The organism is Dietzia sp. KRD202 (assembly GCF_017168155.1).
In the GTDB taxonomy this organism is placed as follows: Bacteria; Actinomycetota; Actinomycetes; order Mycobacteriales; family Mycobacteriaceae; genus Dietzia; species Dietzia kunjamensis.
Genome location: NZ_JABFAN010000006.1, coordinates 231,122 through 253,438, shown reverse-complemented (window position 1 = coordinate 253,438; position 22,317 = coordinate 231,122). Strand labels below are relative to the sequence as shown.

At 71.0% G+C, this 22,317-nt stretch carries 21 protein-coding genes; 9 read left to right on the top strand and 12 right to left on the bottom strand.

The window, feature by feature from the left end:
• Nucleotides 1–52 precede the first annotated feature (52 nt).
• Nucleotides 53–652: a TetR/AcrR family transcriptional regulator gene (locus J1M64_RS04175; protein WP_069390120.1), complete on the bottom strand. Its 600-nt coding sequence runs from the start codon at nt 650–652 to the stop codon at nt 53–55.
• 185 nt (nt 653–837) lie between these two features.
• The gene (locus J1M64_RS04170) at nt 838–2,079 is read right to left on the bottom strand and encodes an acyl-CoA desaturase (protein WP_206473025.1); all 1,242 of its coding nucleotides are present in this window, start codon (nt 2,077–2,079) and stop codon (nt 838–840) included.
• 296 nt (nt 2,080–2,375) lie between these two features.
• Between J1M64_RS04170 and J1M64_RS04165 the strand changes: the two genes are divergently transcribed.
• On the top strand, nt 2,376–2,516 hold the full coding sequence (locus tag J1M64_RS04165) for a hypothetical protein (RefSeq protein ID WP_167492364.1): 141 nt from the start codon (nt 2,376–2,378) through the stop codon (nt 2,514–2,516).
• A 130-nt stretch (nt 2,517–2,646) separates the two neighbouring features.
• Here the strand turns inward: J1M64_RS04165 and J1M64_RS04160 are convergent, their stop codons facing one another.
• Nucleotides 2,647–3,507 (bottom strand): mycofactocin-coupled SDR family oxidoreductase, encoded by an 861-nt coding sequence (locus J1M64_RS04160; protein WP_206473024.1) that lies wholly within the window; start codon nt 3,505–3,507, stop codon nt 2,647–2,649.
• Between the two features lie 99 nt (nt 3,508–3,606).
• On the opposite strand from J1M64_RS04160, the gene J1M64_RS04155 reads away from it, so the two are divergent.
• Nucleotides 3,607–5,064: an NYN domain-containing protein gene (locus J1M64_RS04155; RefSeq protein WP_206473023.1), complete on the top strand. Its 1,458-nt coding sequence runs from the start codon at nt 3,607–3,609 to the stop codon at nt 5,062–5,064.
• A gap of 432 nt (nt 5,065–5,496) precedes the next feature.
• Here the strand turns inward: J1M64_RS04155 and J1M64_RS04150 are convergent, their stop codons facing one another.
• The 4 genes from J1M64_RS04150 to J1M64_RS04135 all read right to left on the bottom strand — a co-directional run bounded on the left by J1M64_RS04150 (nt 5,497) and on the right by J1M64_RS04135 (nt 9,734).
• Nucleotides 5,497–5,991 (bottom strand): SRPBCC domain-containing protein, encoded by a 495-nt coding sequence (locus J1M64_RS04150; RefSeq protein ID WP_206473022.1) that lies wholly within the window; start codon nt 5,989–5,991, stop codon nt 5,497–5,499.
• A gap of 32 nt (nt 5,992–6,023) precedes the next feature.
• Nucleotides 6,024–7,235: an alpha/beta hydrolase family protein gene (locus J1M64_RS04145; protein ID WP_206473013.1), complete on the bottom strand. Its 1,212-nt coding sequence runs from the start codon at nt 7,233–7,235 to the stop codon at nt 6,024–6,026.
• Nucleotides 7,236–7,272: 37 nt separating this feature from the next.
• Nucleotides 7,273–8,211, bottom strand: coding sequence for a PspA/IM30 family protein (locus J1M64_RS04140; protein ID WP_206473011.1), 939 nt, complete (start codon nt 8,209–8,211; stop codon nt 7,273–7,275).
• A 71-nt stretch (nt 8,212–8,282) separates the two neighbouring features.
• Nucleotides 8,283–9,734, bottom strand: a complete 1,452-nt coding sequence (locus J1M64_RS04135; RefSeq protein WP_206473009.1) for a hypothetical protein — start codon at nt 9,732–9,734, stop codon at nt 8,283–8,285.
• Between the two features lie 423 nt (nt 9,735–10,157).
• Between J1M64_RS04135 and J1M64_RS04130 the strand changes: the two genes are divergently transcribed.
• The 5 genes from J1M64_RS04130 (at nt 10,158) to J1M64_RS04110 (ending at nt 14,203) form a co-directional block, all read left to right on the top strand.
• Nucleotides 10,158–10,991 (top strand): hypothetical protein, encoded by an 834-nt coding sequence (locus J1M64_RS04130; RefSeq protein WP_206473007.1) that lies wholly within the window; start codon nt 10,158–10,160, stop codon nt 10,989–10,991.
• 116 nt (nt 10,992–11,107) lie between these two features.
• On the top strand, nt 11,108–11,602 hold the full coding sequence (locus J1M64_RS04125) for an NUDIX domain-containing protein (RefSeq protein ID WP_206473005.1): 495 nt from the start codon (nt 11,108–11,110) through the stop codon (nt 11,600–11,602).
• Nucleotides 11,603–11,635: 33 nt separating this feature from the next.
• Nucleotides 11,636–12,271 (top strand): hypothetical protein, encoded by a 636-nt coding sequence (locus tag J1M64_RS04120; RefSeq protein WP_206473003.1) that lies wholly within the window; start codon nt 11,636–11,638, stop codon nt 12,269–12,271.
• Entirely contained in the window at nt 12,268–12,924 is a 657-nt protein-coding gene (locus J1M64_RS04115) for a copper chaperone PCu(A)C (RefSeq protein WP_206473001.1), read from the top strand. The genes J1M64_RS04120 and J1M64_RS04115 overlap by 4 nt, the downstream gene beginning before the upstream one ends.
• Nucleotides 12,917–14,203 (top strand): Dyp-type peroxidase, encoded by a 1,287-nt coding sequence (locus J1M64_RS04110; protein ID WP_206472999.1) that lies wholly within the window; start codon nt 12,917–12,919, stop codon nt 14,201–14,203. The genes J1M64_RS04115 and J1M64_RS04110 overlap by 8 nt, the downstream gene beginning before the upstream one ends.
• Before the next feature lie 135 nt (nt 14,204–14,338).
• On the opposite strand, the gene J1M64_RS04105 is transcribed toward J1M64_RS04110, so the two are convergent.
• The 4 genes from J1M64_RS04105 to J1M64_RS04090 form a co-directional block, all read right to left on the bottom strand.
• Nucleotides 14,339–15,349 (bottom strand): SGNH/GDSL hydrolase family protein, encoded by a 1,011-nt coding sequence (locus J1M64_RS04105; protein WP_206472998.1) that lies wholly within the window; start codon nt 15,347–15,349, stop codon nt 14,339–14,341.
• 80 nt (nt 15,350–15,429) lie between these two features.
• On the bottom strand, nt 15,430–16,533 hold the full coding sequence (locus tag J1M64_RS04100; protein WP_206472996.1) for an SGNH/GDSL hydrolase family protein: 1,104 nt from the start codon (nt 16,531–16,533) through the stop codon (nt 15,430–15,432).
• Between the two features lie 113 nt (nt 16,534–16,646).
• Nucleotides 16,647–17,699: a beta-ketoacyl-ACP synthase III gene (locus J1M64_RS04095; RefSeq protein WP_206472994.1), complete on the bottom strand. Its 1,053-nt coding sequence runs from the start codon at nt 17,697–17,699 to the stop codon at nt 16,647–16,649.
• A 192-nt stretch (nt 17,700–17,891) separates the two neighbouring features.
• On the bottom strand, nt 17,892–18,833 hold the full coding sequence (locus J1M64_RS04090) for an SRPBCC domain-containing protein (protein ID WP_206472993.1): 942 nt from the start codon (nt 18,831–18,833) through the stop codon (nt 17,892–17,894).
• Nucleotides 18,834–18,911: 78 nt separating this feature from the next.
• On the opposite strand from J1M64_RS04090, the gene J1M64_RS04085 reads away from it, so the two are divergent.
• Entirely contained in the window at nt 18,912–20,174 is a 1,263-nt protein-coding gene (locus tag J1M64_RS04085) for an MFS transporter (protein ID WP_307872366.1), read from the top strand.
• Complete coding sequence (locus J1M64_RS04080) at nt 20,167–20,973, top strand: fructosamine kinase family protein (RefSeq protein ID WP_307872365.1); 807 nt, start codon at nt 20,167–20,169, stop codon at nt 20,971–20,973. The genes J1M64_RS04085 and J1M64_RS04080 overlap by 8 nt, the downstream gene beginning before the upstream one ends.
• Nucleotides 20,974–20,978: 5 nt before the next feature.
• Here J1M64_RS04080 and J1M64_RS04075 read toward each other — a convergent pair.
• Nucleotides 20,979–22,317: PQQ-dependent sugar dehydrogenase (locus tag J1M64_RS04075; RefSeq protein WP_307872364.1), on the bottom strand; the 1,339-nt coding region annotated here is incomplete at its 5' end.

Sequence of the window (22,317 nt, the reverse complement as noted above, 5' to 3'; positions counted from 1 at the left end):
GGGGTCGCCCGCGGACGTCGCCCGTGGACGTCGCCCGCGGGCGACGTCCACGCTAGCGGCGCAGGCCGAAGAGGTTGCGGGGACCGCGGTGCTCGTGGCGGGCGAGCACCGCGCCCAGCACCTCGGCGTCGTGCTTGTGGTCGACCTCGACGCCGGCCAGCCTGCCGACCGTGCGCTCCCACAGCAGGCCCTCGTACACGGTCAACAGGTCCAGGGCGGCGGTGGCCGGGTCGCGTAGCCCGGCGGCGTCGAGCGCGCCCACGAGGTCGCTCGGATCGAGCAGTGCGGCCACGAGGTCCGTGGTGTCCTCCTTGCCGGCGAGTTCGACGATCAACGCCGACCTGGCCGCCAGCTCACCGCGGTAGTCGGCCAACAGTCCGTCGACCATGCGCGTGAGCATCCCCAGCACGTCGTCGGCGTCGGAGGACGCCAGTTCCTGGATCCCCGAGACCTCGACGAACCCCCTCAGCAGCGAGGTGAGCCGGTCGACGGTGAGGGTGAGCAGCTGCGCGCGGGTGCGGCAGTAGTAGGAGGTGGAGCCCGAGGGCAATCCCGCCTCCGAGTCCACGGCGCGATGGGTGAGGGCACGGACCCCGTCCCTCGCCACGACCTCGATCGCGGAATCGGCGATGAGCATGCGCCGGTCCTCCATGGGGGCTCCCGTCGTCGTGTTCCACAGACATTCAGCTCGACCGGTGTAGTGCCGGACGTCGACGGGTCCCGCCGACTCGAGCGACAGCCTATCGCCGTACGGGGCCGTGGGCGTCGGAATCACGGACGCCCCGGCACCGGTCTCCGGTGCCGGGGCGTCCCTGGCGTCGATCCTGCGGCCGCTGGTCAGGCCACGGCGGCGACCTTGCGGGCCCGCCGCGTGGCGCGGTGGTGCTGCAGCGCGGTCTTCAGGCCCGCCCGCTGACCCTCCACGGCCGGCAGCGGCTTGGGCAGGTCGGCGAACATCCGCTCGGAGTGGGTCTCCGGCGCGTCGTCGGTCGTGTCGCGCAGCATGTGGTTGGGCAGCGACAGCTTGGCGATGGTGCGCCAGGTCTTGAAGTACTGCACCGGCAGGGGACCGGCCACGTAGGGCAGGTCGTACTTGCGGCACACCTCACGTACCCGGATGGACGCCTCCGCGAGCCGGTTGGACGACATGTCCGGGTAGATGTGGTGCTCGATCTGGTACGACAGGTTGCCGGACATGAAGTCGACGACCGGACCGCCGGTGATGTTGGCGGAGCCGAGCATCTGCCGCAGGTACCACTCCGCCTGCGTCTCGTTCTCCACGTCCTTCTTGGTGAACTTCTCGGCACCGTCGGGGAAGTGGCCACAGAAGATCACCGCGTTGGTCCAGACGTTGCGGATCCCGTTGGCGACCAGGTTGGCGGTGGCGGTGGACTTCCACCCCTTGCCGGACAGCAGCGGGTAGAAGACGTAGTCCTTGGCGAGCTGACGGCCGGCCTTCTTGGCGAAGAGCGAGAGCTTGCTCATGGTCTCGCGACGGTCGTCACGACCCTTGGCGACCTTGCCCAGCTCGAGGTGCTGGATCCCCACGCCCCATTGGAACAGCAGCGCGAGGGCCGCGTTGTAGGCGATGTTCCCGTAGTAGAAGGGGTGCCAACGCTGGTCGCGGGTCACCCGGAGAACGCCGTACCCCACGTCGTCGTCCAGGCCGACGATGTTGGTGTACTTGTGGTGGATGTAGTTGTGGGTCTGCTTCCAGTGCTCGGCGGTGCCCACGATGTCCCACTCCCAGGTGGTGGAGTGGATCTCGGGGTCGTTCATCCAGTCCCACTGCCCGTGCATGATGTTGTGGCCGAGTTCCATGTTCTCGACGATCTTGGCGACACCGAGGGTGCCTGCGCCGATCGCCCAGGCCGTGCGGTTACGCGAGCCCACGAGGAGCAGTGCACGGGCCGCGATCTCGAGTCCCCGCTGGAAACGGATCGTATTGTGGATGTACGCGGCATCTCGCTCGCCGAGGGAGCCGATGATGTCCTGACGGATCTGCTCGAGCTCCGCGCCGAGGGCTTCGATGTCGGACTCGGAGAGGTGCGCGAATTCCGGGATGTCGGTGATGGCCATGAAGCTACGGTACCGTAACTTACGGTCGCGTAGGTACGTTCGGTTGCGTGGGTCACAATTTCGGTGTGCGGTGAGCTGATCGATCACCGCCCAGTTGTGGTGTGGCCGAGGACTCTTTTCCGGCGCCGAAGCGTGCGTGGCCTGCGCGGGAGTTCGACGATGTCACGCCGGACATCACGGTTGTGTAACGTCGAGCGGGTTCGTGACGACATAGATGGCGTTACGTGGGGTACAGACAGAACGCCCGATACCGCAGTACGACTCAGTACGCAGCAGTAAATACGAGGGGACACATCATGAGCAACGCCAACGACATCTTCCTGCAGGCCATCCAGCCGGTCATCGACATCTTCTGGTCGCTGGTGTGGACCGCCACCGGTTCGACCATCAGTGTTCCCCGTCCGACCGCTCCCGCGGGCACTCCCGAGTCGGTCTGATCCTTTCGAGCGCCGGGTTCATCGCCCGGTGATCTCCGCGGCAGCCCGACCCTCGCTCGAGGGGCGGGCTGCCGCGTTTCATCCGGTCGGCCGGGTGGGTGGCGGTGCTTGCAGCGGCCGTGCCGCCGGCTCAGAGGCCGAACTTCTCGCTGCCACCCAGGTCGATCGGGATGGAGGCGCCGGTGATGCCCGCGCCCGCGTCGCTGCACAGGTAGACGGCCATGGAGGCGATCGCCGACGGCTCGACCCACGGCTGCGGCAACTGGTTCATGCCGCTGAAGGTCTCCGCGGTGTCCTCGAGCGTGGTGCCCTGCCCGCCCGACATCATCGCGATCATCGACGGGTTCTCGATCATGGGCGTGCGCACGTTGCCGGGGTGGATCGAGTTGCACCGGACGCCTGAGAACCCGAGCTCTCCGGCGAGCGCCTTGGCGAGTCCCCGCACGGCCCACTTGGACGTCCCGTAGCTGGCGGTGAAGGAGCCGCCCCGCAAGGCCACCATCGAGCTGATCAGCACGACCGAGCCGCCGCGCCCGGTCGTCAGGATGTGGGGGATCGCCACCGTCGTCGTCACCCACGTGCCCTTGAGATTGATGTCGAGCGTCGTGTCCCACTCCTCCTCGCTCCGCTCCCAGGACGCGGCGGGCTGGGGCGAGACCCCGGCATTGGCCACGACGAAGTCCAGGCCGCCCAGCTCGGCCACCGCGGCGTCGACGGCTGCACGCATGCCGGGAAGGTCCCGAACGTCGACCTCCCCGGTGATGCAGCGCCTGCCGAGCGCGCGAACGGACCCGGCGGTGGCCTCGAGGTCCTCCGGATTGGCCATCGGGTAGGGGACCGTCTCGATGTCCCGGCACAGGTCGAGAGCGATCACGTCACATCCGGCGGCGGCGAACGCCTCACAATGTGCGCGCCCCTGGCCGCGTGCGGCGCCGGTGACCAGCACGACCCTTCCGCTCAGATCGGCCTGGGTGGGGACGGCTTGCGACATCGGGGCTCCTGACGTGGTTCGGCGGCGGACCCTGCGGGGTCGCCCGCCCTGCGGCATGCTGGAAGTCAACGTAGACAATCAGAACAGGTAGTGATCATCATGCTTGAACGGACTCTGGTCCTCGTGGATACCTCGTATCTACTGGCTAGTTTTTACAACTCGTGGGAGGAGGGTGCGCGCGGCCAGCTGGAGATATCCCTGGCCACGGTCGTGCACCGTTTAGACCACGTAGCCCACGGTCTGGTGGACCAGCCGGTCCAGCGCCAGAACTGGTATGACGGCATCCCGGACTCCGGCCCGCACCGGTATCAGCGCACTCTTCGCGTGATCGAGGGCGTGCAGCTGCGCGCCGGCCAGTTGATCGAGTGGGGTGAGAGACGAACCCAGAAGGCGGTCGACACCCTCCTCGTCGCCGACATGATCCAAGCCGCCTACAAGGGCCAGTGTTCGGACATGGTCCTGGTCACCGGGGACGCCGACATGATCCCCGGCGTGCGGGTGGCGGTCGACGCCGGTGTCCGGATGCACCTCGTGGGTTTCGGCTGGGATTCGATTTCCTCGGCGCTGCGACACGCCTGCGACACCACGACCGTGCTCGATCCCCGCACCGACTTTCACGACGCCATGCAGATCAGGGTCCTCGAGGGCCCCATCCCCCCGAAGGTCAGGACCCCGACGGCGCCTCCGGTGCATCCGGGGGAGGATGGCCACGAGACCGAGGAGTCGGTGGGGATGGCCGACGTCGTCCTGCGCTCGGATCGCGCCTCGGCCACCTCGGTGGCCGACGAGACCCGCCTGACGGCCGCCGAGGAGGAGCGTGCGGCCGATGCGGAGGAGTTGGCGGCGGACGAGCAGGAATGCGCGGCGAGAGCCGATTCCGAGCCGCCCGCGCCGGAGGCCGGGGATTCCGCGCAGAAACCAGCCGAATCGCCGACGGCCGGTAAGGTCCCCACGCCTGGCGCGCCGTCGAAGCCCGAGAGTGCACAGGGCCCGGGGCCGTCGCCCGCGCAGCTGGCCAAGCAGAGCGGCAAGCCCGAGAAGGCAGAGAAGCGTGACAAGGTGGGCGAGCCCGAGCGGCCCGGCCCGGCCGAGGCGTCCCCCGAGGCCGCCGAGGCGCACCCGGGCCCCCAGCCGCCGGCGCAGTCCTCCCGGGTCGCTCCCCAGTTCGCGGGCTCGGTCCAGAAGCCCTCGGACCCCGGTGCGGATTCCAACGGGTCGTCCCGGCCGAACCCCTCGATGATGGCTCCCCATCGTCGGCCATTGCGGTCGAAGTTCGTTCCGCTCCCGGACGAGGTCTGGACCTCGTCCGGTGAGCAGACCCCCTTCGACGTGGGTCAGCAGTACGCAACGTGGTGGTACGAGCGGGCCGCCACGGAGAGTCAGCGGGACCAGGCGCATCTCCTCTCGGGCGGCGTGCTTCCCCCGGGGATCGACCGCCCGTTGCTGCAGTTCGCCTGCCAGATGCTCAACGAGTTCACCCTGACGGAAGCCCAGCGGGTTCGTCTGCGAGACGGCTTCCACGAGGGGATCCGAGCAGTCCTGCTCAAGCACCGCTGACTCCTTCCCACCCGGCCGGTCAGAAGGGCGGGGGGTCGGGGTCGTGGTGGTGGTCGTGTGGGGTGTCTGGTGGTGGGGGCCGGGGCCGTAGCCGGCGGCGATGTCGCGCAGTTCCTGTTCCTCGCGGCAGGTGGCCCACAGGTCGTGGCAGGCGCGCAGTCGGGCGGCGGCCGCGCGGTTCTCGGCGTGCAACGCGGCCAGGGCTGCGGAGCTGGCGGCGGTGACGGCGGGACTGCCGGCCACCGCTCCGGCATCATCCCCGGTAGTCGCCTCCCGCATGTGCACCCCCTTGCCGGCGGTTGCCCGCCACGACCCTGCTTCGCCTATGTGTTCGATTGGAGAAACACTAGCAAGGGGGTCCGACATGAGTCTCTCACCTGCGAAAACAGGTGGAGGGCGCGCAGTCGACGACCGCAGCGGCAGCCAACCGCCTCAGCCGCCCAGCAACGCCCGGTAGTGGTCGGCCAGCGCGGGGTGGTAGTCGGGGGAGAAGCGCAGGGCCTCCGGATCGCGGCCCGCCTCGGCCTCGACCAACCGGTCCAGATAAAAGTCCCACCCGGGACCGATGTCGGACGCGGACTCGGCGTCCGCGATGTCCTGTTCCAGGGAGATGGTGACCTCGTCGTCGTCACCCTCGATGCGCACGGTGACCACCCAGCCGTCGGGACCGATCCTGACGACGACGAGGTTCGGCGCCTCACACCGCAGTACTCCGACGGTCTCGGCGGGCGAGCCCTCCTCGGCGGACATCGTCATCTCGACGGTGCCCGACGCCGGGTCGCCCGACCACGACCCGATCCAGCGCGCGGTGCGGGCCGGATCGGTGACGGCCGCCCACGCCTCATCCCGGGACAGTGGCAGTCGGCGGGGGAAGACAACGGCACCCGAGGGGGCGAGATATCCGGAGGCCCGGGGTGTGGTGGCCATGGCGACTCCTCACGTGAGGGACGCCGCGGTGGTCAGCGCAGCGCTGGCATCAGCGTATCGCGCATCGGGGCGACGAAACGCCCGAAATTATCCCAGTTGTGCAGGCCGGTGGGGAGGTAGTCGACCCGGGCGTCGATGCCCAGTTCATCGAGCCGCCGGTCCATCTCCACGGTGCAGGCGTGTGTGGCGACCTCGAGCCCCGCACCCTGGGTGAACCGCAGCAGGTCGCGGCCATTGCGGTCCCATTCGCCGGCATCGGGTCGGCCGGTGGCGGTGGCGAAGTAGAGGGCCTTGCCCCTGAGCTTCTCGGCGTGGAGGAGCCCGTCGTTGTCCCGGTAGGCGGGGTCGGTGCGCGGGCCCCACATGTTGGCGATGTCACCGCCGCGGGTCTCGGTGACGATCTTGGCGAGGATGAACCCGAGATCGTCGCGCGCCGTGTAGCACCCGGCGATCGCGCCCACTGCGTCGTACAGGTCGGGGCGCAGCTCGGCGATGGTGACGGCGCTCGCCGCGCCCATCGACAGGCCCGCCATACCGCGCTTGCCGTTGAAGGGGATGTCGCCGGCCTCGAGCAGCGGTCGGAGCTCGTCGGTGAGGAAGGTCTGCCACTTGTTGCGGCTCAGGACCGGGTCATCGCGCTGCCAGTCGGCGTGCAGGGAACCGTCCGCGCGGGCGGGCATGACGAGCGTGACGTGCTCACCGGCGAAGGTGCGCTCGACCCCGCCGGGCAGGAGCCACCCGCTCGGCGAGGGGGAGTCCACGCCGTCGAGGAGGTACAGCATCGGTGCCGGGGCGTCGGTGGCCGGGCGCCAGATCTCCACCGGCAGGACGCGGTTCATCGACTTCGACGCCACCCACCAGCGTTCGAAGCGGGGATCGCCGCCGGCCACCAGGGGGTCGCCGATCTCCACGCGCCGCACTTCGCTGACGGCGACGGGCTCGGACTCCATGCCGATCGGCGGGGTGGCGGCGGTGTTCTGCGAGCCGGTGCCCAGTGGCGGGAGGGTGCCCGAGCCGGTCAGCGAGTCCGTACCGGTGGATCCGGTGGAACCGATCGTCGCCGCGCCCGCGGCCGCGCTCGAGGGGTCGACGCTCCCTCCGGCCGCCGTCAGTGATCCGATACCCGGCGAGGAACTGCCGGGCAGGGACTGCGCGAGGGCCGGGGCCGCCGTCCCGCCGACCAGCGCCGCGGCCAACGCGGAAGCGAGCAGCGGCAGGACACGGGGCGTGCGGTGAATGGTCACCGTGACACGATATGTCGCCCGCGTTGCGAGCAGGAATCTACTCCCTGGTGTCCCGGGGGAGCGTGGGCCCGGAGAGGTCCTCGGGGCTCGGCTGGTCGGTCGCCTCGTCGGGATCCCTCGGGGCCTCCGGGTCCGCCTGGCCGGGCGCCCCGGCCTGGCCGGTGGACGACGCGGCCGGCGACCCCGCCGACGACCCGGACTGCCCCTCGCCTCCGGTGAGCTGGCGGTCGGCACCGGAGTCGGAGCCCGAGTCGAGCCCCATCGAGGCGCGGATCTGCTCGAGCTTGCTCTTGCCCTCGGATTCGCGCGTGAACGCGGCGGCGTCGAGCTGTGCGGTCGATGTTGCGCCGGTCGCCTCGGCGAGCTCCTGCTTGCCCAGTGCGGTGGTGTAGCGGCCCTCTATCTTGGCGCGGATCTCGTCGAAGGTCGGGGAGGTGCCGCCGCCGGCGCCCTGCAGGGAGCTCATGGACTCGGTGGTCCGGTGCTGCATCTCGGCCTGGGTGGCCTGCAGGAGCAGCTGATCCTCCTGCGCCAGGGTCTCGCGCAGCCGGTGCTCGGACTCCTTCACCGCCTGCTTGGCCTGCTCGGCGGCCTGCACGGCCTGGCCGTGCAGCTGCTTGGTGTGGTCGAGGTCCTGTTCCAGTGCCACCAGCCGTCCGGCGAGCTGCTCGGCCTGGGTGTCGAACTGCTGGGCGCGGGAGGTGTCGCCCTCCGCGCGCGCCTGCTCGGCCACCTGCAGGGTCTGTCGGATCTGACCCTGCACCTCGTCGAGCTGCCGCGTCTTGGTGCCCATGGCGATCTCGAGCTGCTTGGCGTTGCCGATCACCGCGGCCGCCTGGTCGGACACCGACTTGTGCTGGTCGCGCGCGTGGTTCATCGCCTGGCGCACGAGGATCTTGGGGTCCGCGTTGTCGTCGACCGACTTGTCCAGCGAGGCCTTGAGGTAGTTCCAGCCCTTGGCGAAGGGGTTCGGCATGGCGGCGTCCTTAGATGTCTCGGTGTCAGGGGTCGGTGTCAGGTGTCCCGACGGCGGTTCGGTGCGTGCTCCTACCTCTTGACGGTACCGATCAGCGCGGCCACCGGCAGGGCGGTCCGTGGCAGGTACGGCTGACGCCACAGTCCGCCGGATGCCGCTCCCGACGACTCGTGCTGCCATTGCACGTCCACCTGCGGCCGGCCCACGTTGAGGTCGTGGACCATCAGCGCGGCGAGCAGGGCGGCGGAGGTGTCGGGCGCGAAGATCTCGATGCCGAAGGCGTAGGCGCCCTTGTAGGTGGCGGCGAGGATCTTGTTCTTGGTCACCGAGTGGGTGTCGGTGGCGGGGGCGACGTTGACCGAGACGGTGTGGCCGTCGGCGAACGCGGTGGTGGCGCGCCAGCGCTGCACCCGCTTGGCCAGGGTGTAGTTGGGGCCCTGCTGGGGTACGAGGGCGTCGTGCACCGCCGGGCCGTGGCCGGCGGGGTAATTGCGGGCGAAGACCTTGCCGCGGGCGACGGAACCGACGAGTCGCTTGACGTCGGTGATCTTGCGCGACGCGAGTGCCGCGTTGGCGGCCTCCCGCACGTCCGCGGGGACGACGAAGGTGTCCATCGGGGTGGCGAGGTAGGCGAGCGCGTCGGCGGTGTTGTCGCGGAGGAGGTCGACGACGAGGGCGTCCGCCGCGGAGGAGAGCTGGACATGGGTTCCGCCGTCCGCGTAGAAGTAGCTGCCCACGGTGAGCGGTGCGGGGGCTGCGGCCCTGGCCCATGCCGCGAGTTCGGGGAGCTGGGTGAGCAGGTCGATGCCGGGGCGGCCGTCCGGTCCGGTGGGGACGTGCAGGCGCCCGGCGAATGTCGATGCCTGTTCGCGGAAGCGCTCCCACGCCGGACTCGACGGCAGGTCGACGCCCATCACGTCGGCGCCCCACTGCAGGAGGCGGCGAGCAGGTCCCATCTCCGAGCCGAGGCCCAGGACGAGCATGGCGCGGCCGGGCAGGGAGAGCCACTGTGGATTGTCCTGGACGAGCTTCAGGGCGTCGGCGCAGCTGGGTTCGATCACACCGGCCGCCACCCACTTGTCCAGCCGGGCGCGCAGGAGGTCGCCGGTCAGTTCCTCGCCGCGGAAGGGGATGGACAGCTCGCGGACCGGGGTCGCCGTGCCCTGGATCGTGTCGGTCGTCGGGGTGTTGGTGGGAGCGACGACGGCGAGGTAGTCCGACATCGGGGTCTCCACGGTCTCCCCGTTCGCGTCGTGTACCCCGACCATGCGGGACTGCAGCGACTCGAGCGCGGCCCGCGCGACACCGTCCCAGGCCGCCGGGTCGGACACCCCGGCGCTGACGAGTTCGGTGAAGGGCTCGATGTAGCCCTTACGCCAGTCCTTGATCCGGTGGACACGCTCGGAGGCGGCCGGGTCCACGGTGGCGAGTGCGTCGGCGACGACGTCCTTAGCCAGCCGTCCGGTCGAGCGGTTCCCGGAGGAATCGGTGGGGAAGAGGACTCCGGTGGTGCTCGATGCCATGACGCTCCTGATGATCGGGAATAATTCGAGGTTAACCTCATCTTCGACCGGATTGTGTTCGGTTCGCCCACTCCCGCCCGACTCTGCAACGGCATACCCGAACATGTGATTAAACTCACCCAGGGCCTATTCGCTACCGTTAAACTAGTGCGCGTTTATTTCTTAATATTTACATATGCCGAGGTCGTGGGGCGAGATCGACTGCGAGGCGCGCGTTATCGCCTCTAGCTGCAGGATTGACCGACCGCCCATCGTCGGCGTGTTGCTGTGTCATATACGAGCGTGGTGTAACAGCCCTGAGTATCACCTCGATATGGTGATGACACGATCGAACGGCGGGTGGTCAAGGCCACATGCCGGGCCGGCGAGCAGGGGGAGATTCCGAGTCGCCGCGTCGTCAACGACAACAGGAAGGCAATTCCTATGAAGAACTCCAAGCGGATGCTCGCCGTCATCGCGGCCTCCGGACTCGCGCTCGGCTCCATGCCGGGTGTGGCCAACGCGCAGGGCGCCGGTAGCGCCGAGCTCGGGCTTAACCTCGGCGCGGCGCTCGGCTCGGCCGAGCTTGGCCTGGAACTCGGTGCGGCGCTCGGTTCCACCGCCCCGGGCGATCTGCCGACCATCCCGGGGGACTTGCCCACCGGTTCGGACGGGCTGTCATCGGGTTCGACGGATGCTGACGGCAATCTGGACCTGGGTTCGCTGACCGAGGGTTCGACGGGTGACAACGCTCCTGACTTCGGTTCGATCACCGAGGGTTCGACGGATGCTGACGGCAATCTGGACCTGGGTTCGCTGACCGAGGGTTCGACGGGTGACAACGCTCCTGACTTCGGTTCGATCACCGAGGGTTCGACCGATGCTGACGGCAATCTGGACCTGGGCTCGCTCGGGAGCATCACCGACCCCTTTGATTCGCTGAGTGCGGGTTCGACGGATGCTGACGGCAACCTGGACCTTGGTTCGCTGACGGGGGGCACCGGTTCCGACTTCGGTTCGGGTGACATCAACGTTCCCGGTTCGGGCACCGGCTCTGACGCCGGCACCATCCTGGCTCTCGGTTCGCTGGCCGGCGCCGGTATCGGCATCGGACTCATCGTCTCCGGTGGCGTGAACCTCCCGGGCAGCACCCTCCCGCCGCTTCCCGAGATCAACCTGGGCATCGTCTGCAACCTCCCGCCGGAGGCCATCGACTTCCTCAAGGACAACGGCTCCATGGAGCAGGATGAGTGCGAGCCCGAGGAGGAGCAGAACTGAGGTTCTGCCCACCCACGCTGACTGAGTCAGCGACCGCATAGCTCCCCGGCGATCCCCCGTCGACCACACAGTCGGCGGGGGATCCGCCATTTCGCCCCCCGGATACGCTCTCGGACATGGGCACCCCCGACTTCGTCCTCGAACTCCGCAAGCACGTGGGCTCCGCCCCGCTGTGGCTGGCCGGAGCGACCGCGGTCATCCGGGACCCCGACGCAGCCCGCGTGCTCCTGGTGCGGCGCAGCGACAACGGCTGGTGGACGCCCGTCACCGGCATCGTCGACCCCGGCGAACACCCCGCCGACGCCGCCGTCCGCGAGGCCCACGAAGAAGCCGCCGTGACCATCCGCGTCGACCGCGTCGCCTCCATCGGCGTCTCCCGCATGGTCACCTACGACAACGGCGACCAAGCCCAGTACATCGACCACACCTTCGCCTGCACCTACCTGGACGGCGACCCACACCCGGCCGACGGGGAGAACACCGACGTCCGCTGGTTCGACGTCGACGACCTGCCCGAGATGCGACCCCACATGCTCGCCCGGATCGACGCCGGGCTCGCCGAGGAGGAGCGCGCCCGCATCGTCACCACCACCGAGGGTGACACCGGATAGCCTGCTACACCCCCCGGGGCATAGAATCGAGCCATGTCCGCCGACCGCCTCCGCGCCGAGGTCCCGCCCGCGGTGACCGCGGTCGTGGGCATCGTTGTGGCGCTGGTCAGCGGCGTGTTCGGCATCAGCGCCCACGGACTGGCCGCCGGCGCGCTCGCGGGCCCGCCCACGGTTGGCCAGATCCTCTCCGTCGCGGCCGCGAGCGCCGGGGTCGGCGTGGTGACCGCCGCCGTCGCCCGCCGCCGCGCCCCCGTCCTCACCGCTGCGGCTGGCCTGATCGCGGGACAGGGACTCGTCCACCTCGTACTGGCCTCCGGCCACACCCACGGCGCCACCGGCACGACCGGTGTGCTCGGCCACCACGCCACGGACCCGGCAGCGCTCCGGGCCGCGATGGACGGCGTCGGCCCCGCCCCCGCATCCTCCGCGGCCGCACTACTCACCCCGGGAATGCTGGGCGCCCACGTGGCAGCGATCGCCGTCACGCTCGCGCTCGTCGCGATCCTCTCCGGGACCCTGTCCTGGCTGGCGGCTCGGATACCGCCCATGGTGGAGACGGCCCACCTCGTCGTCGTCGCCCGACTCCTGGCCTCCTACGACGCCGACACCCCCCGCGGACGGTTCCTCCTGGCCCGCGGGGGAACCCGCGCGCCGCCCGTGGCCGTGTGACCACCACCCGCACCGGTACGCACCCCGCGCTGCCGGGCGATCACACACACCACACCGAGGACTCCCACACCATGCGTACCCACACCCGTGCCGCCTTCGCCGCGGCCTGCGCACTCGCGCTCGCCCTCACCGTCACGGCCTGCGCGACCGACGACACCGACACCACGACCGCCGCCACTCCCGCCGCCGCGGCCGACACCGCCCACACCGCCGACTCCGGCGCCTCCACGACCGTGACCTTCGACGACGGATGGGCCAAGGCCACCGGCACGGAGATGACCGGCGTCTTCGGCACCATCACCAACCCGGGCGACGCCGACCTGCACCTGATCGGTGTCGAGAGCGACCTCGGCGGCAGCGCCGAACTGCACGAGACCGTCCCCGGCGGAAGCGGGATGATGATGCAGGAACGCGAGGACGGCTTCGTCATCCCCGCCGGCGGCGAGCTCGTCCTGGAGTCCGGCGGCAACCACATCATGCTCATGGAGCTGGGGCGCCCCATCACCACCGGCCAGCAGATCACCCTCACCCTCGAGTTCGACGGCGCCGAGCAGGACGTCACCGTCTCCGCCCGCGACTTCCAGGGCGGGGAAGAGGAGTACGTCGGCGGCGGTCACGGCGAGATGAGCGGGGGCACGAGCCACGATGGCTGAGCAGGCCCGTCGCGGTCTGTCCCGGCGGTCGGTGCTCGGCGGCGGCGTCGCGGCGGCGGTGGGTGCCGGCGTCGTCGGTGGCACCGTCGTCGGCGGTGCCGCGGGGTACGTGGGGCGAGGTGTCGTCGACGACGACGAGGTGATCCGAGACTGGAAGGCGGTCGCCGACTCGCGAGTCGTCGGGACGGCCACCGAACCGTTCCACGGCCCGCACCAGGCCGGCATCACCACGCGACCGCAATCGCATGCCGCGTTCGTGGCGTTCGACATCGTCCCGGGGGCGACCCGCACGGAGATCCAGGGAGTCCTGCGGGCGTGGTCCCAGGACGCCGCCCGGCTCACCTGGGGGCGGGGCGGACTCGCGGACCTCGAACCCGAACTCGCCGAGGACCCGGCGCGGCTCACGGTGACCATCGGGTTCGGGCCCGGGCTGTTCGAGGCGATCGGGATGCCGGACAAGCGTCCCGCGTGGCTCGCTCAGTTGCCGGCGTTCCCGCAGATCGACCGACTCGAGGACCGCTGGTCCGGCGGGGACCTGCTGCTGCAGATCTGCGCCGACGACCCGGTGATCGTCTCCCACGCTGCCCGGGTGTTGGCGTCCGGCGTGCGGGGGGTTGCCCGGCAGAAGTGGGTGCAGCGGGGCTTCCGCAAGGCCGTCGGCACCGACCCGACCGGGCGGACCCAGCGCAATCTGTTCGGGCAGATCGACGGCACCGTCAACCCCACCGAGCAGGACGTGGACTTCGATCAGATCCTGTTCTCCGACGGCACCTCCGCGGACGGGCAGGTCCAGCGGTGGATGCGGGGTGGGTCCTCGCTCGTGTTGCGGCGGATCCGCATGACGATGGACACGTGGGAGGAGATCGACCGCACCTCACGCGAGCTGAGCGTCGGCCGGCGGCTCGACACCGGTGCGCCGCTGACCGGGGTGCACGAGCACGACCCGGCCGACTTCGACGCGATCGACGAGGTGGGCCTTCCGGTGATCCCGGCGGAGTCCCACATCGCGCGGGCGAGGCAGCTTGAGCGGAGCGAGGCCATGCTGCGGCGGCCGTACAACTACGACGATCCGCCGGAAGGCGGCGAGATCAGCAACTCTGGTCTGCTGTTCACCGCCTACCAGGCCGACCCCGTGCGGACATACATCCCCGTCCAGCGGCGGCTCGCCGAGCAGGACGCGCTCAACACGTGGACCATCCCCATCGGGTCGGCGGTGTTCGCGCTGCCGCCCGGCGCTCCCGAGGGCGGGTACGTGGGGCAGGGGTTGTTCGAGGGCTGACGGGCGCCCGCCTCACGAGGAATCCGCCCGCCTCACGACGCAGCCGCCCCCGGGCGTGGCGTCCGGCGCGCGCTTCGGTGCGCGCGAGACGCCATGCCGGGGCGGGCGGCTGTGGTCGTACCGGGATGGCGGCGGTCAGATGGCGGCAGCGACCGCGTCGGCCATGGCCTCTTGGCCGAGTGCAGTGGGGTGCATCGGGTAGGCGCCGGTCGGGGCCCCGCCGGTGAAGTCGGTCCAGCGCTCATCGTCGTTGCCACACGCACTGCGGTCCACGGTGGGGTCGACGGGCAGGACCGAGACGTGACCGTTGCGGACAGCGGCGGCGTCGACGGCGGCGTTGATCCTCGCGGTCACCTCGCGGGCCCACGTCACATCGTCCGGGACGAGCTGCTCGGTGAACGCGCAGCTCTCACCCTCGGCCGGCATGAGCGGCAGGTACTGGGTCGCGACGACCGTCGCGTCCGGCGCCTTCTCCTCGATCAGCGCGTAGATCGTGTCGACCTTCGTCGCGACCGGCACGTCCCCCTCGGTACCCGCGCCGAAGACGGAGTCGATGGCAGCGGTGATGTCGTCGTCGAGCTCAGCACGACAGTTGGGAGTGGTGGCGTAGTCGTTCCGCTTGGTGATGCAGTCGACGATTGTGCCGAAGCCGACGTCGTTGCCGCCGATCGACAGGGTCACCAGATCGGTGTCGGCGTCGAGGGCGTCGAGCTGGGCGGGGACCCCGTCGTACTGGAACCCCGTGAGGCTGGGGATGATCGCCCCGCCGCAGGTGACGTCAACCAGCTCACCAACCGCCGAGTTCACGTCGAGCACATTCGGATAGTTGGTCAGACTGCGGCCGCACCGGGCGGCGGGGCCATCCGTGACCACGGGCTCCGTCTGGTCCCCGAACGCGGCATAGGAGTCGCCGAGCGCCACGTAGTCGGCGTAGGCCGGAGTCGAGAGCGAGCCGAGCGAACCCGACGCACTGACAGGGGTGCCGACGCTCGACCCCAGGGAGCCGAGGGCGATCGTGCCGTCCGCCTGGGTGGTGGACTGGGCACCAGCGACGGGTGCGGCCGTGAGGACGACGGACGCGGCCAGGGCGAGGGAGGTGGTGAGGGTGCGGGAACCGGCGAAGCGGCGCCGAGGAGTGGTGAGCATGAGCTCTATGTTCTCTCATCGACGCCGCTTCGTTACCGAATTGGGCCCAACTGGACAGTCGTCAGGTGACGTGACCGGACTCAGGCATCGCCCAGCGCGGCGAGCACCCGATCCGCGACGTGCGCATGGCCGGCGGTGGTCGGATGGACCGGCACCGCGCCCGTGTCCAGCCCGGTGAAGTCCACCCAGCGGTTCTCGGGCGGGGTGCACATCGAGTGGCCCGGTTCATCGGGGATCACGACGGTGGCGCCGTTGCGCTCGGCGGCGTCGCGGACGACGCGGTTGATGCTGTCCTGGAAGCCGCGGACCTTGGCCCGCTCCTCCCGGCTGATCGCCATGAACGGAGCGCAGGCCGGGGATTGCTCGATGATCCGGTCGTCCGCGGGCACCGCGGCCAGGTACCCGACCGTCACCACGCGGGCCTGCGGTGCGCGCTCGGCGATCCCGGCGTACACCGCGTCCATGCGCTGGTCGAGCGTCTCGAGCGCGCGGGCGGCCTGCCTGTCGATGACGTCCGAGCACCCGGCGGTGGGATCGAAGCCCTTCGACAGGCTCGCCGTCGCGCCGTCGACGAGCGGCAACAGCTCGGGTGCGGTGTTGGGCCGCAGGGCGCACGCCACGATCACGGCGGCGAAGCCCACGTCATTACCGCCGATCGTCATGGTCACCAGGTCGGTATCGGCGTCGAGGGCATCGAACTGGGGAGGAGCCCCGGTCCGGCCGACCGCGAGGAAGTCGTCGGCCACCGCGCCACCGCAGCTGGCGTTGACGAACGTGCCCACCCCCAGCTCGCGGGCCACCACGGTGGGGTAGGCGTCGTCGGTGCGCACGCACGCGACGGGACCGGCCCCCCACGCGCCGGGCGCGATCCTGCCGACGGCGGCGTAGGAGTCGCCCAGCGCCACGTACTTGGACGGGCCGGTGCCCGCCCCCGACAGGACGGTCGGGCCCATCCCGGTGCCGGTGACCTGTCCGGCGATGGTGCCGCCCAGCGTCTGCGCCGACCCGGCGGCGAGCTCGACCGGGGAGGCCTGAGGCGCGACGGGCCCGGGGATGGCGGGCGCGGCCCCCGCCGTCGCGGCCGTGCTCGTCGCGGCCAGCAGCGGGGACAGCAGGACGACGGCGGCAGCGCCGGCACCGGCGACCAGGCGGCTCGCGGCGCGGCGGGAAGGAGACGTGTGCATGGGATCACTGTCTCATGAACACATGTCTAGTTGGCGTCCCTCCCGAGGCCTCCCGAGGCCTCCCGAGGCCTTTTGGGGCACGCCGGGGCACGCCGGGAGGGACGCCGGGACCGTCAGTCGACGGGCGGGGCCGCGGGGAGTCGGACGACCTGGCCGGCGTAGGAGAGGCCCGCGCCGAACCCGATGCACAGTGCGACGTCGCCCTGCTTGGACTGGCCCTCGCGCAGCATGGTCTCCATGGCCAGCGGGATCGAGGCGGCCGAGGTGTTGCCGGTCTGCTCGATGTCGTTCGCGATCGCCACGGTGTCGGGCAGGCCGAGGTGCTTGGCCATCGCCGAGTTGATACGGCCGTTGGCCTGGTGCGGGACGAATGCCTGGATCTGCTCCGCGGTCACCCCGGCCGTCTCCAGCGTCTCGGCGCACACCTTCGACACCTGCACGGCGGCCCAGCGGAACACCTTGGACCCGTTCATGGTGAGGAAGGGCTGACGGACGTCCTCGGCGCCGGAGTCGACCTCGTCGACGTACGCCTTGAAGTCCTTGGTCTGGCTGATGGCGCTGCCCTGCTCGCCGTCGGAGCCCCAGACCACCGGGCTGATGTCGTTGGTCTCGGCCGGGCCCACCACGACCGCGCCGGCGCCGTCGCCGAAGATGAACGAGGTGTTGCGGTCGGTGAAGTCGATGCCGTCGCTCATCTTCTCCACACCGATCACCACGACGTACCGGGAGGCACCGCCGCGGATCATGTTCGTCGCGACCGCCAGGCCGTAGCCGAACCCGGCGCAGCCGGCGGTGAGGTCGAACGCGGCGATGCCGTTGCGGCCGAGGTTCGTGGCGACCTGGGGCGCGGCGTGGGGCACCTGCGTCCAGTTGGTCGACGTGCACAGGATGACCGCGTCGACGAGCTCGGGGTCGATCCCCGCCGAGGCCACGGCCTTCCTGGCCGCCTCGGTCGACATCATGACAACCGACTCGTCGGGGCTCGCGAAACGACGGTTGAGAATCCCGGACCGCTCGTAGATCCACTCGCTGGTCGAGTCGATCGTCTCGCAGATCTCCTCGTTGCTGACGACGCGCTCCGGGCGGTACGCGCCGATACCCAGCAGGGTGGAGCCGGGCGCGCCCTCGCCGGTCGCGATGGTCACGGTCTCGTTGGAATCCGCCATACGGATGTAGCTCCTCGTCGGTGTGCGGTTCGCGATCGGGTCACGCTGGCGCGGACCGTCACGATACGTCCCCGCAACAGTACTGCGGTCGGTGAGAACATCGGCGCATCCGACCGCGACGTTTCGCCCCCGACAGCGATCACCCCCGACGATGCCCACCGCCGACAGCGTCCAGGCGCGTGGGCACCCGGCTCACCCGCGGGCGAGCCCCTCGAGCCACTCCCGCCAGCGCGGCGCGTCCCAGGTAGGCGGGACGTCCACCGCGGCGGCCCCGAGCGGTCGGCCGTCGCCACCGGGGGCGTCGACGTACTCGAACACCCGCACCGCCAGCGCGGCCCGGCCGACGGCGTCCTCGTGGGTCTCGCCGGCGGGGAAGGCGAACAGCTCGAGCATGCCGTCAGCCGGCGCCGAGAGGATGAGCGTCCGCGAGGCCTCGGACCCGGTCGCCACGATGCCGCCCACCTCACCGGACCTGGCGACCACGCCGCCGTCACCCGGGTTCCCGCCCACACCGGACGCCGGGGCGATGAGCGCCGCCGTGACCCGGGCCCACAGCTCCGGCACCGTGGCCTCGACCGGATCGGTGGCCGCGTCCACGGTCACCACCCCGTCGGCCGGGCGATGGGTCAGCCGGTGGGCCAGCACCGTCAGCGCCTGCACCCACCCGTCGAGACTGCCATCCACAGACTCCTCCGCCAGTTGCCCGCCGGAGCCGAACCCCGACCGCAGGGTGAGCACGCTGCCGCCCTCGCCGTCGTCGACCACCTCACACGACGTCTCCCACGGCGGAACCGGGACGCCCTCGCCCATCCAGTCCCGCTCGGCGTAGGAGAACAGTCCGGGCACACTCCCGGCGGGCGGCGTGTAGACGGTGATCTCGCCGACCGTCGCGGTGAGCATCGCCTCGGCCGCGGCCTCCGGGCCGGTCGTGGGATCGGGGGCGCCGGGGTCGGCGAACTGCACGATCCGGCCCCCGACCTGCGGTTCCATCGCGCACGGCACGAACCAGGAGGAGATCCCCTCGCCGGTGGCGACCGCGTCCCACACCACCGCGGGCGCCACGGGCAGCGGCACCCGGCACGCCACGCGCCGACCGCCGTCCTCGGTCTCGATCCCCGCCGTCACGTCGTACACGGGCGTACTCCCCTCACCGGTCCGCTGCTCTTGCCGCGTAACGCTACCGGCGCGCCGGCCGGACGTAGTGTGGCGGTCGTGAGTGCGACGACCCGGACCGGTACCACCCGCGGACCGATCGCCGCGACCGCCCTGCTCTTCGCCGCCAACGGTGCGATCTTCGGCGCCATCGTGCCCCGCCTGCCCGACCTGAAGAACGCGCTCGACCTGGGCCCGGCCGGATTCGGCCTGGCCATGGCCTGCTATCCGGCCGGCGCGCTCGTCGGTGGCCTGCTCACCCCCGCGTTGATGCGGCGGCGTTCGGACGGGGCGGTCGCGGTCGCGGCGATGGTCGTGGCGTCGGGTATCGCGGCACTCGTCGGCTTCTCGCCCGTCGTGGCCGTGTTCGCGGGATTGCTGCTGCTGTTCGGGCTGACCGACGCGATCACCGACGTGGCGATGAACGCCCACGGGATCCGCGTGCAGTCGCGTCACGGCAGGTCGCTGATCAACCGGTTCCACGCGGTGTGGTCGCTCGGTGCGGCGCTCGGCGCGGTCGGGGGATCGGTGGCCGCGGGCGTCGGCACGCCGGTGGTGGGGCAGATGATCGGGGCGGGAGTCGTCTGTGCGCTCGCCGCGCTGGCCGCACTTCCCCTCCGGCTGGGTCCGCCGGTCGCCGAGGACGACTCCGGGCGCGACCTCGACACCACGCCCCCGTCCGCCGCGTCGTCTCCCGCCGAGCGGGACGTCTCCCGCCGCGTACCGGTCGGTCGCGCGCTGCTGCTCCTGCTCGCGCTGGGGGTGCTCGCCGGGTGCGCCACCCTCGTCGAGGACTTCGCCCAGACGTGGTCCGCGCTCTACCTGCGCGAGGTCGCGGCAGCGGGCGCCGGCCTGGCGGGTCTCGGGTTCGTCGCGGTGCAGGGCACGCAGCTCGTCGGACGCGTCACCGGTGACCGCCTGGTCGAGGGGTTCGGCGCGGCGCACGTCGGCCGGATGGGCGGGGCGTGCGTGGTGCTGGGCTCGGGTGCTGCGCTGGTCGCGTCGTCGCTGCTCGACGGCCCCGCCCTGCTGATGGTCCTGCTCGCGGGATTCGCGCTGGCCGGGTGGGGCATCGCCACCGTCATCCCGGGTGCGATGGTCGCCGCCGACTCCGTGCCCGGCCTGGCTCCCGGCGCGGGCCTGGCGGTGCTCAACTGGGTCCTGCGACTGGGCTTCCTGGCCTCCCCGCCGCTCGTCGGTCTCATCGCGGAGCATGTCGGGATGCGCTGGACGGTCGTACCGATGCTGGTGGGCGGCGTGCTCATCGCCGCGCTCGCCGGGCCGCTGCTCGGCCGCGACACGAGGGGAGATCGACGTGGATGACCGGGTGTTCGTCAAGAGGGGCTCCCGCCACGGCCCCGACTTCTTCCGCCACGAGGCCGCGGGTCTGGCCTGGCTCGCCGCGGCCCCCGGCGGGCCGAGGGTGGTCCGGGTAAGAGGGGTCGACGACGACGAGATCACGCTCGAGAGGATTCCCGCGGGTCGCGCGACGACGCGGGCGGCTCTGCGGTTCGGTCGGTCGCTGGCGGCGATGCACGACGCGGGCGCGGCCGCCTGGGGCGCACCCGCGGACGGCTGGGCGGGCCGGTGCTTCATCGGCAACCGGCCCCAGGAGTGTGCGCCCACCGCGTCGTGGGGCGAGTTCTACGCCGAGCAGCGGGTCCGACCGTTCGTCCGGATCGCGGTGGACCTCGGAGTCCTCGGCGGCGCCGACCTCGCCGTGGTCGAGCGGGCCTGCGACCGCGTCGCGTCCGGCGAGCTCGACGACCCCGACGACGTCCCCGCCCGCATCCACGGCGACCTGTGGACCGGCAACGTGCTGTGGACCCCGGCGCGGGCCGACGGGGAGGGCGGCGGAGAGAACGACGTCGAGGCCGTGCTCATCGACCCCGCCGCGCACGGCGGCCACCGCGAGACCGACCTCGCGATGCTCGCGCTGTTCGGCTCGCCGCACCCGGACGAGATCCTCCGCGGGTACGACGAGGCGCACCCGCTTCGGGAGGGATGGCGCGACAGGGTCCCGCTGCATCAGCTGCACCCGCTGGCCACCCACTCCGCCGGGCACGGCGCCGGCTACGCGATCGCACTGGCCGACGCCGCCCGGCAGGTCCTGCGGCTCTAGGCCGGTCAGCCCGCCGCCGGGCTGATGCGGAACACGGAGTCGCGATTGTCGGCGTCGGAGGTCGTCACCAGCAGCGAACCGTCGGGCTCGGGCGCCAGGGACCGCAGGCGACCGAACTCGCCCTCGAGGAGCACGGCGGAGTCGACGACGGACCGCCCGTCCTCGCTGAGTCGGAGGAGGACGAGCTTCTGGCTTCTGAGGTTGGCCATCGCGAGCGCCCCCTCCCACTCGCCCCACTCGGATCCCCGCAGGAACTCGATGTCCGACGGGGCCAGGGTCTGCTCCCCGGAAGACCAGACGGCCTCGACCGCGTCCGGGAACTCCTCGGTGTCGGTCATGGGGACGTTCTGGTTGTAGCGTCCGTCGACGTTCGGGTTCCAGCCGTAGTTCGCGCCCGGCTGGAGGAGGTTGACCTCGTCGTGGGCGTCCGGCCCGTGCTCCGCGGAGTAGAGACGGTCGCTGTCGGGGTCGATGGCCAGCCCCTGGACATTGCGGTGACCGATCGTGTGGACAACCGAATCGCCCGACGCGGGTGAACCGTCCGGATTGATGTGCAGGGTCTTCCCGGCCAGCGAGTCGGGCGACTGCGGGGCCGTGGCCGTGTACGTGTCACCGGTGCCGACGTAGAGGGTGCCGTCCGGGGCGGTGAGCAGCCGGCACCCGCTGTGGATGCCCTCCTCGCCCAGCGGGATGCCGGTAAGGGTGTCGCGGACCTTGGTCAACTCGGACCAGTCGTCGGCGGCCTCGAAGGTGGTGATCCGGTTGTCGCGCTCACCGTCGGCCGATCGCGACCAGCACACGTGGATCTCGCGGTTCTGCTCGAAACCGGCATCCACGGCCATGCCCATGAGGCCGCTCTCGGACTGGCGGACGAGGCCGGGCAGGTCGATCGACACGGTGCGCTGCTCCTCGCCGGGCTCCTGCACGACCATCCGGCCGCCGCGCTCGCCGGTGAGGAGGGTGCCGTCCGGCGTACGGACCACGTCCCAGGGGATGTTGAGCCCCTCCATGACGGTGGTGGCGCGGACCGCCGGACCCTCCACCACCTCGACGCCGTCCCCCGCACCGTTGCCCACCTCGGGCGGGAACAGGACGCCCGGCGGGATCAGACTGGTGTCGAGCGACCCCGAGGAGCCACCGGGCAGGCTGCTCTGAGCGAACGCCACGGCGGGCATGACGACGACGACGGCGGCAGCGGCGGCGGCCCCTGCGAGAGTGCGGGTACGGGTGCGGGTGCGGGACGGACGGGACATGGGGCGGACGAGCACGGAGAACTCCCTGCTGTGGGGTGAGAAGTGATGCGAGCCACAGGTTATGGGCCACACGTGGGCAGCGGTACCGGTC

Bases quoted from the DNA above. Each gene is read 5' to 3' on its own strand.
- J1M64_RS04110 (WP_206472999.1), top strand. From the start codon at position 12,917: ATGGCTGAGCAGGCCCGTCGCGGTCTGTCCCGGCGGTCGGTGCTCGGC.
- J1M64_RS04095 (WP_206472994.1), bottom strand. From the start codon at position 17,699: ATGGCGGATTCCAACGAGACCGTGACCATCGCGACCGGCGAGGGCGCG.
- J1M64_RS04170 (WP_206473025.1), bottom strand. From the start codon at position 2,079: ATGGCCATCACCGACATCCCGGAATTCGCGCACCTCTCCGAGTCCGAC.
- J1M64_RS04100 (WP_206472996.1), bottom strand. From the start codon at position 16,533: ATGCACACGTCTCCTTCCCGCCGCGCCGCGAGCCGCCTGGTCGCCGGT.
- J1M64_RS04135 (WP_206473009.1), bottom strand. From the start codon at position 9,734: ATGGCATCGAGCACCACCGGAGTCCTCTTCCCCACCGATTCCTCCGGG.
- J1M64_RS04130 (WP_206473007.1), top strand. From the start codon at position 10,158: ATGAAGAACTCCAAGCGGATGCTCGCCGTCATCGCGGCCTCCGGACTC.
- J1M64_RS04120 (WP_206473003.1), top strand. From the start codon at position 11,636: ATGTCCGCCGACCGCCTCCGCGCCGAGGTCCCGCCCGCGGTGACCGCG.
- J1M64_RS04125 (WP_206473005.1), top strand. From the start codon at position 11,108: ATGGGCACCCCCGACTTCGTCCTCGAACTCCGCAAGCACGTGGGCTCC.
- J1M64_RS04165 (WP_167492364.1), top strand. From the start codon at position 2,376: ATGAGCAACGCCAACGACATCTTCCTGCAGGCCATCCAGCCGGTCATC.
- J1M64_RS04155 (WP_206473023.1), top strand. From the start codon at position 3,607: ATGCTTGAACGGACTCTGGTCCTCGTGGATACCTCGTATCTACTGGCT.
- J1M64_RS04175 (WP_069390120.1), bottom strand. From the start codon at position 652: ATGGAGGACCGGCGCATGCTCATCGCCGATTCCGCGATCGAGGTCGTG.
- J1M64_RS04105 (WP_206472998.1), bottom strand. From the start codon at position 15,349: ATGCTCACCACTCCTCGGCGCCGCTTCGCCGGTTCCCGCACCCTCACC.
- J1M64_RS04160 (WP_206473024.1), bottom strand. From the start codon at position 3,507: ATGTCGCAAGCCGTCCCCACCCAGGCCGATCTGAGCGGAAGGGTCGTG.
- J1M64_RS04140 (WP_206473011.1), bottom strand. From the start codon at position 8,211: ATGCCGAACCCCTTCGCCAAGGGCTGGAACTACCTCAAGGCCTCGCTG.
- J1M64_RS04150 (WP_206473022.1), bottom strand. From the start codon at position 5,991: ATGGCCACCACACCCCGGGCCTCCGGATATCTCGCCCCCTCGGGTGCC.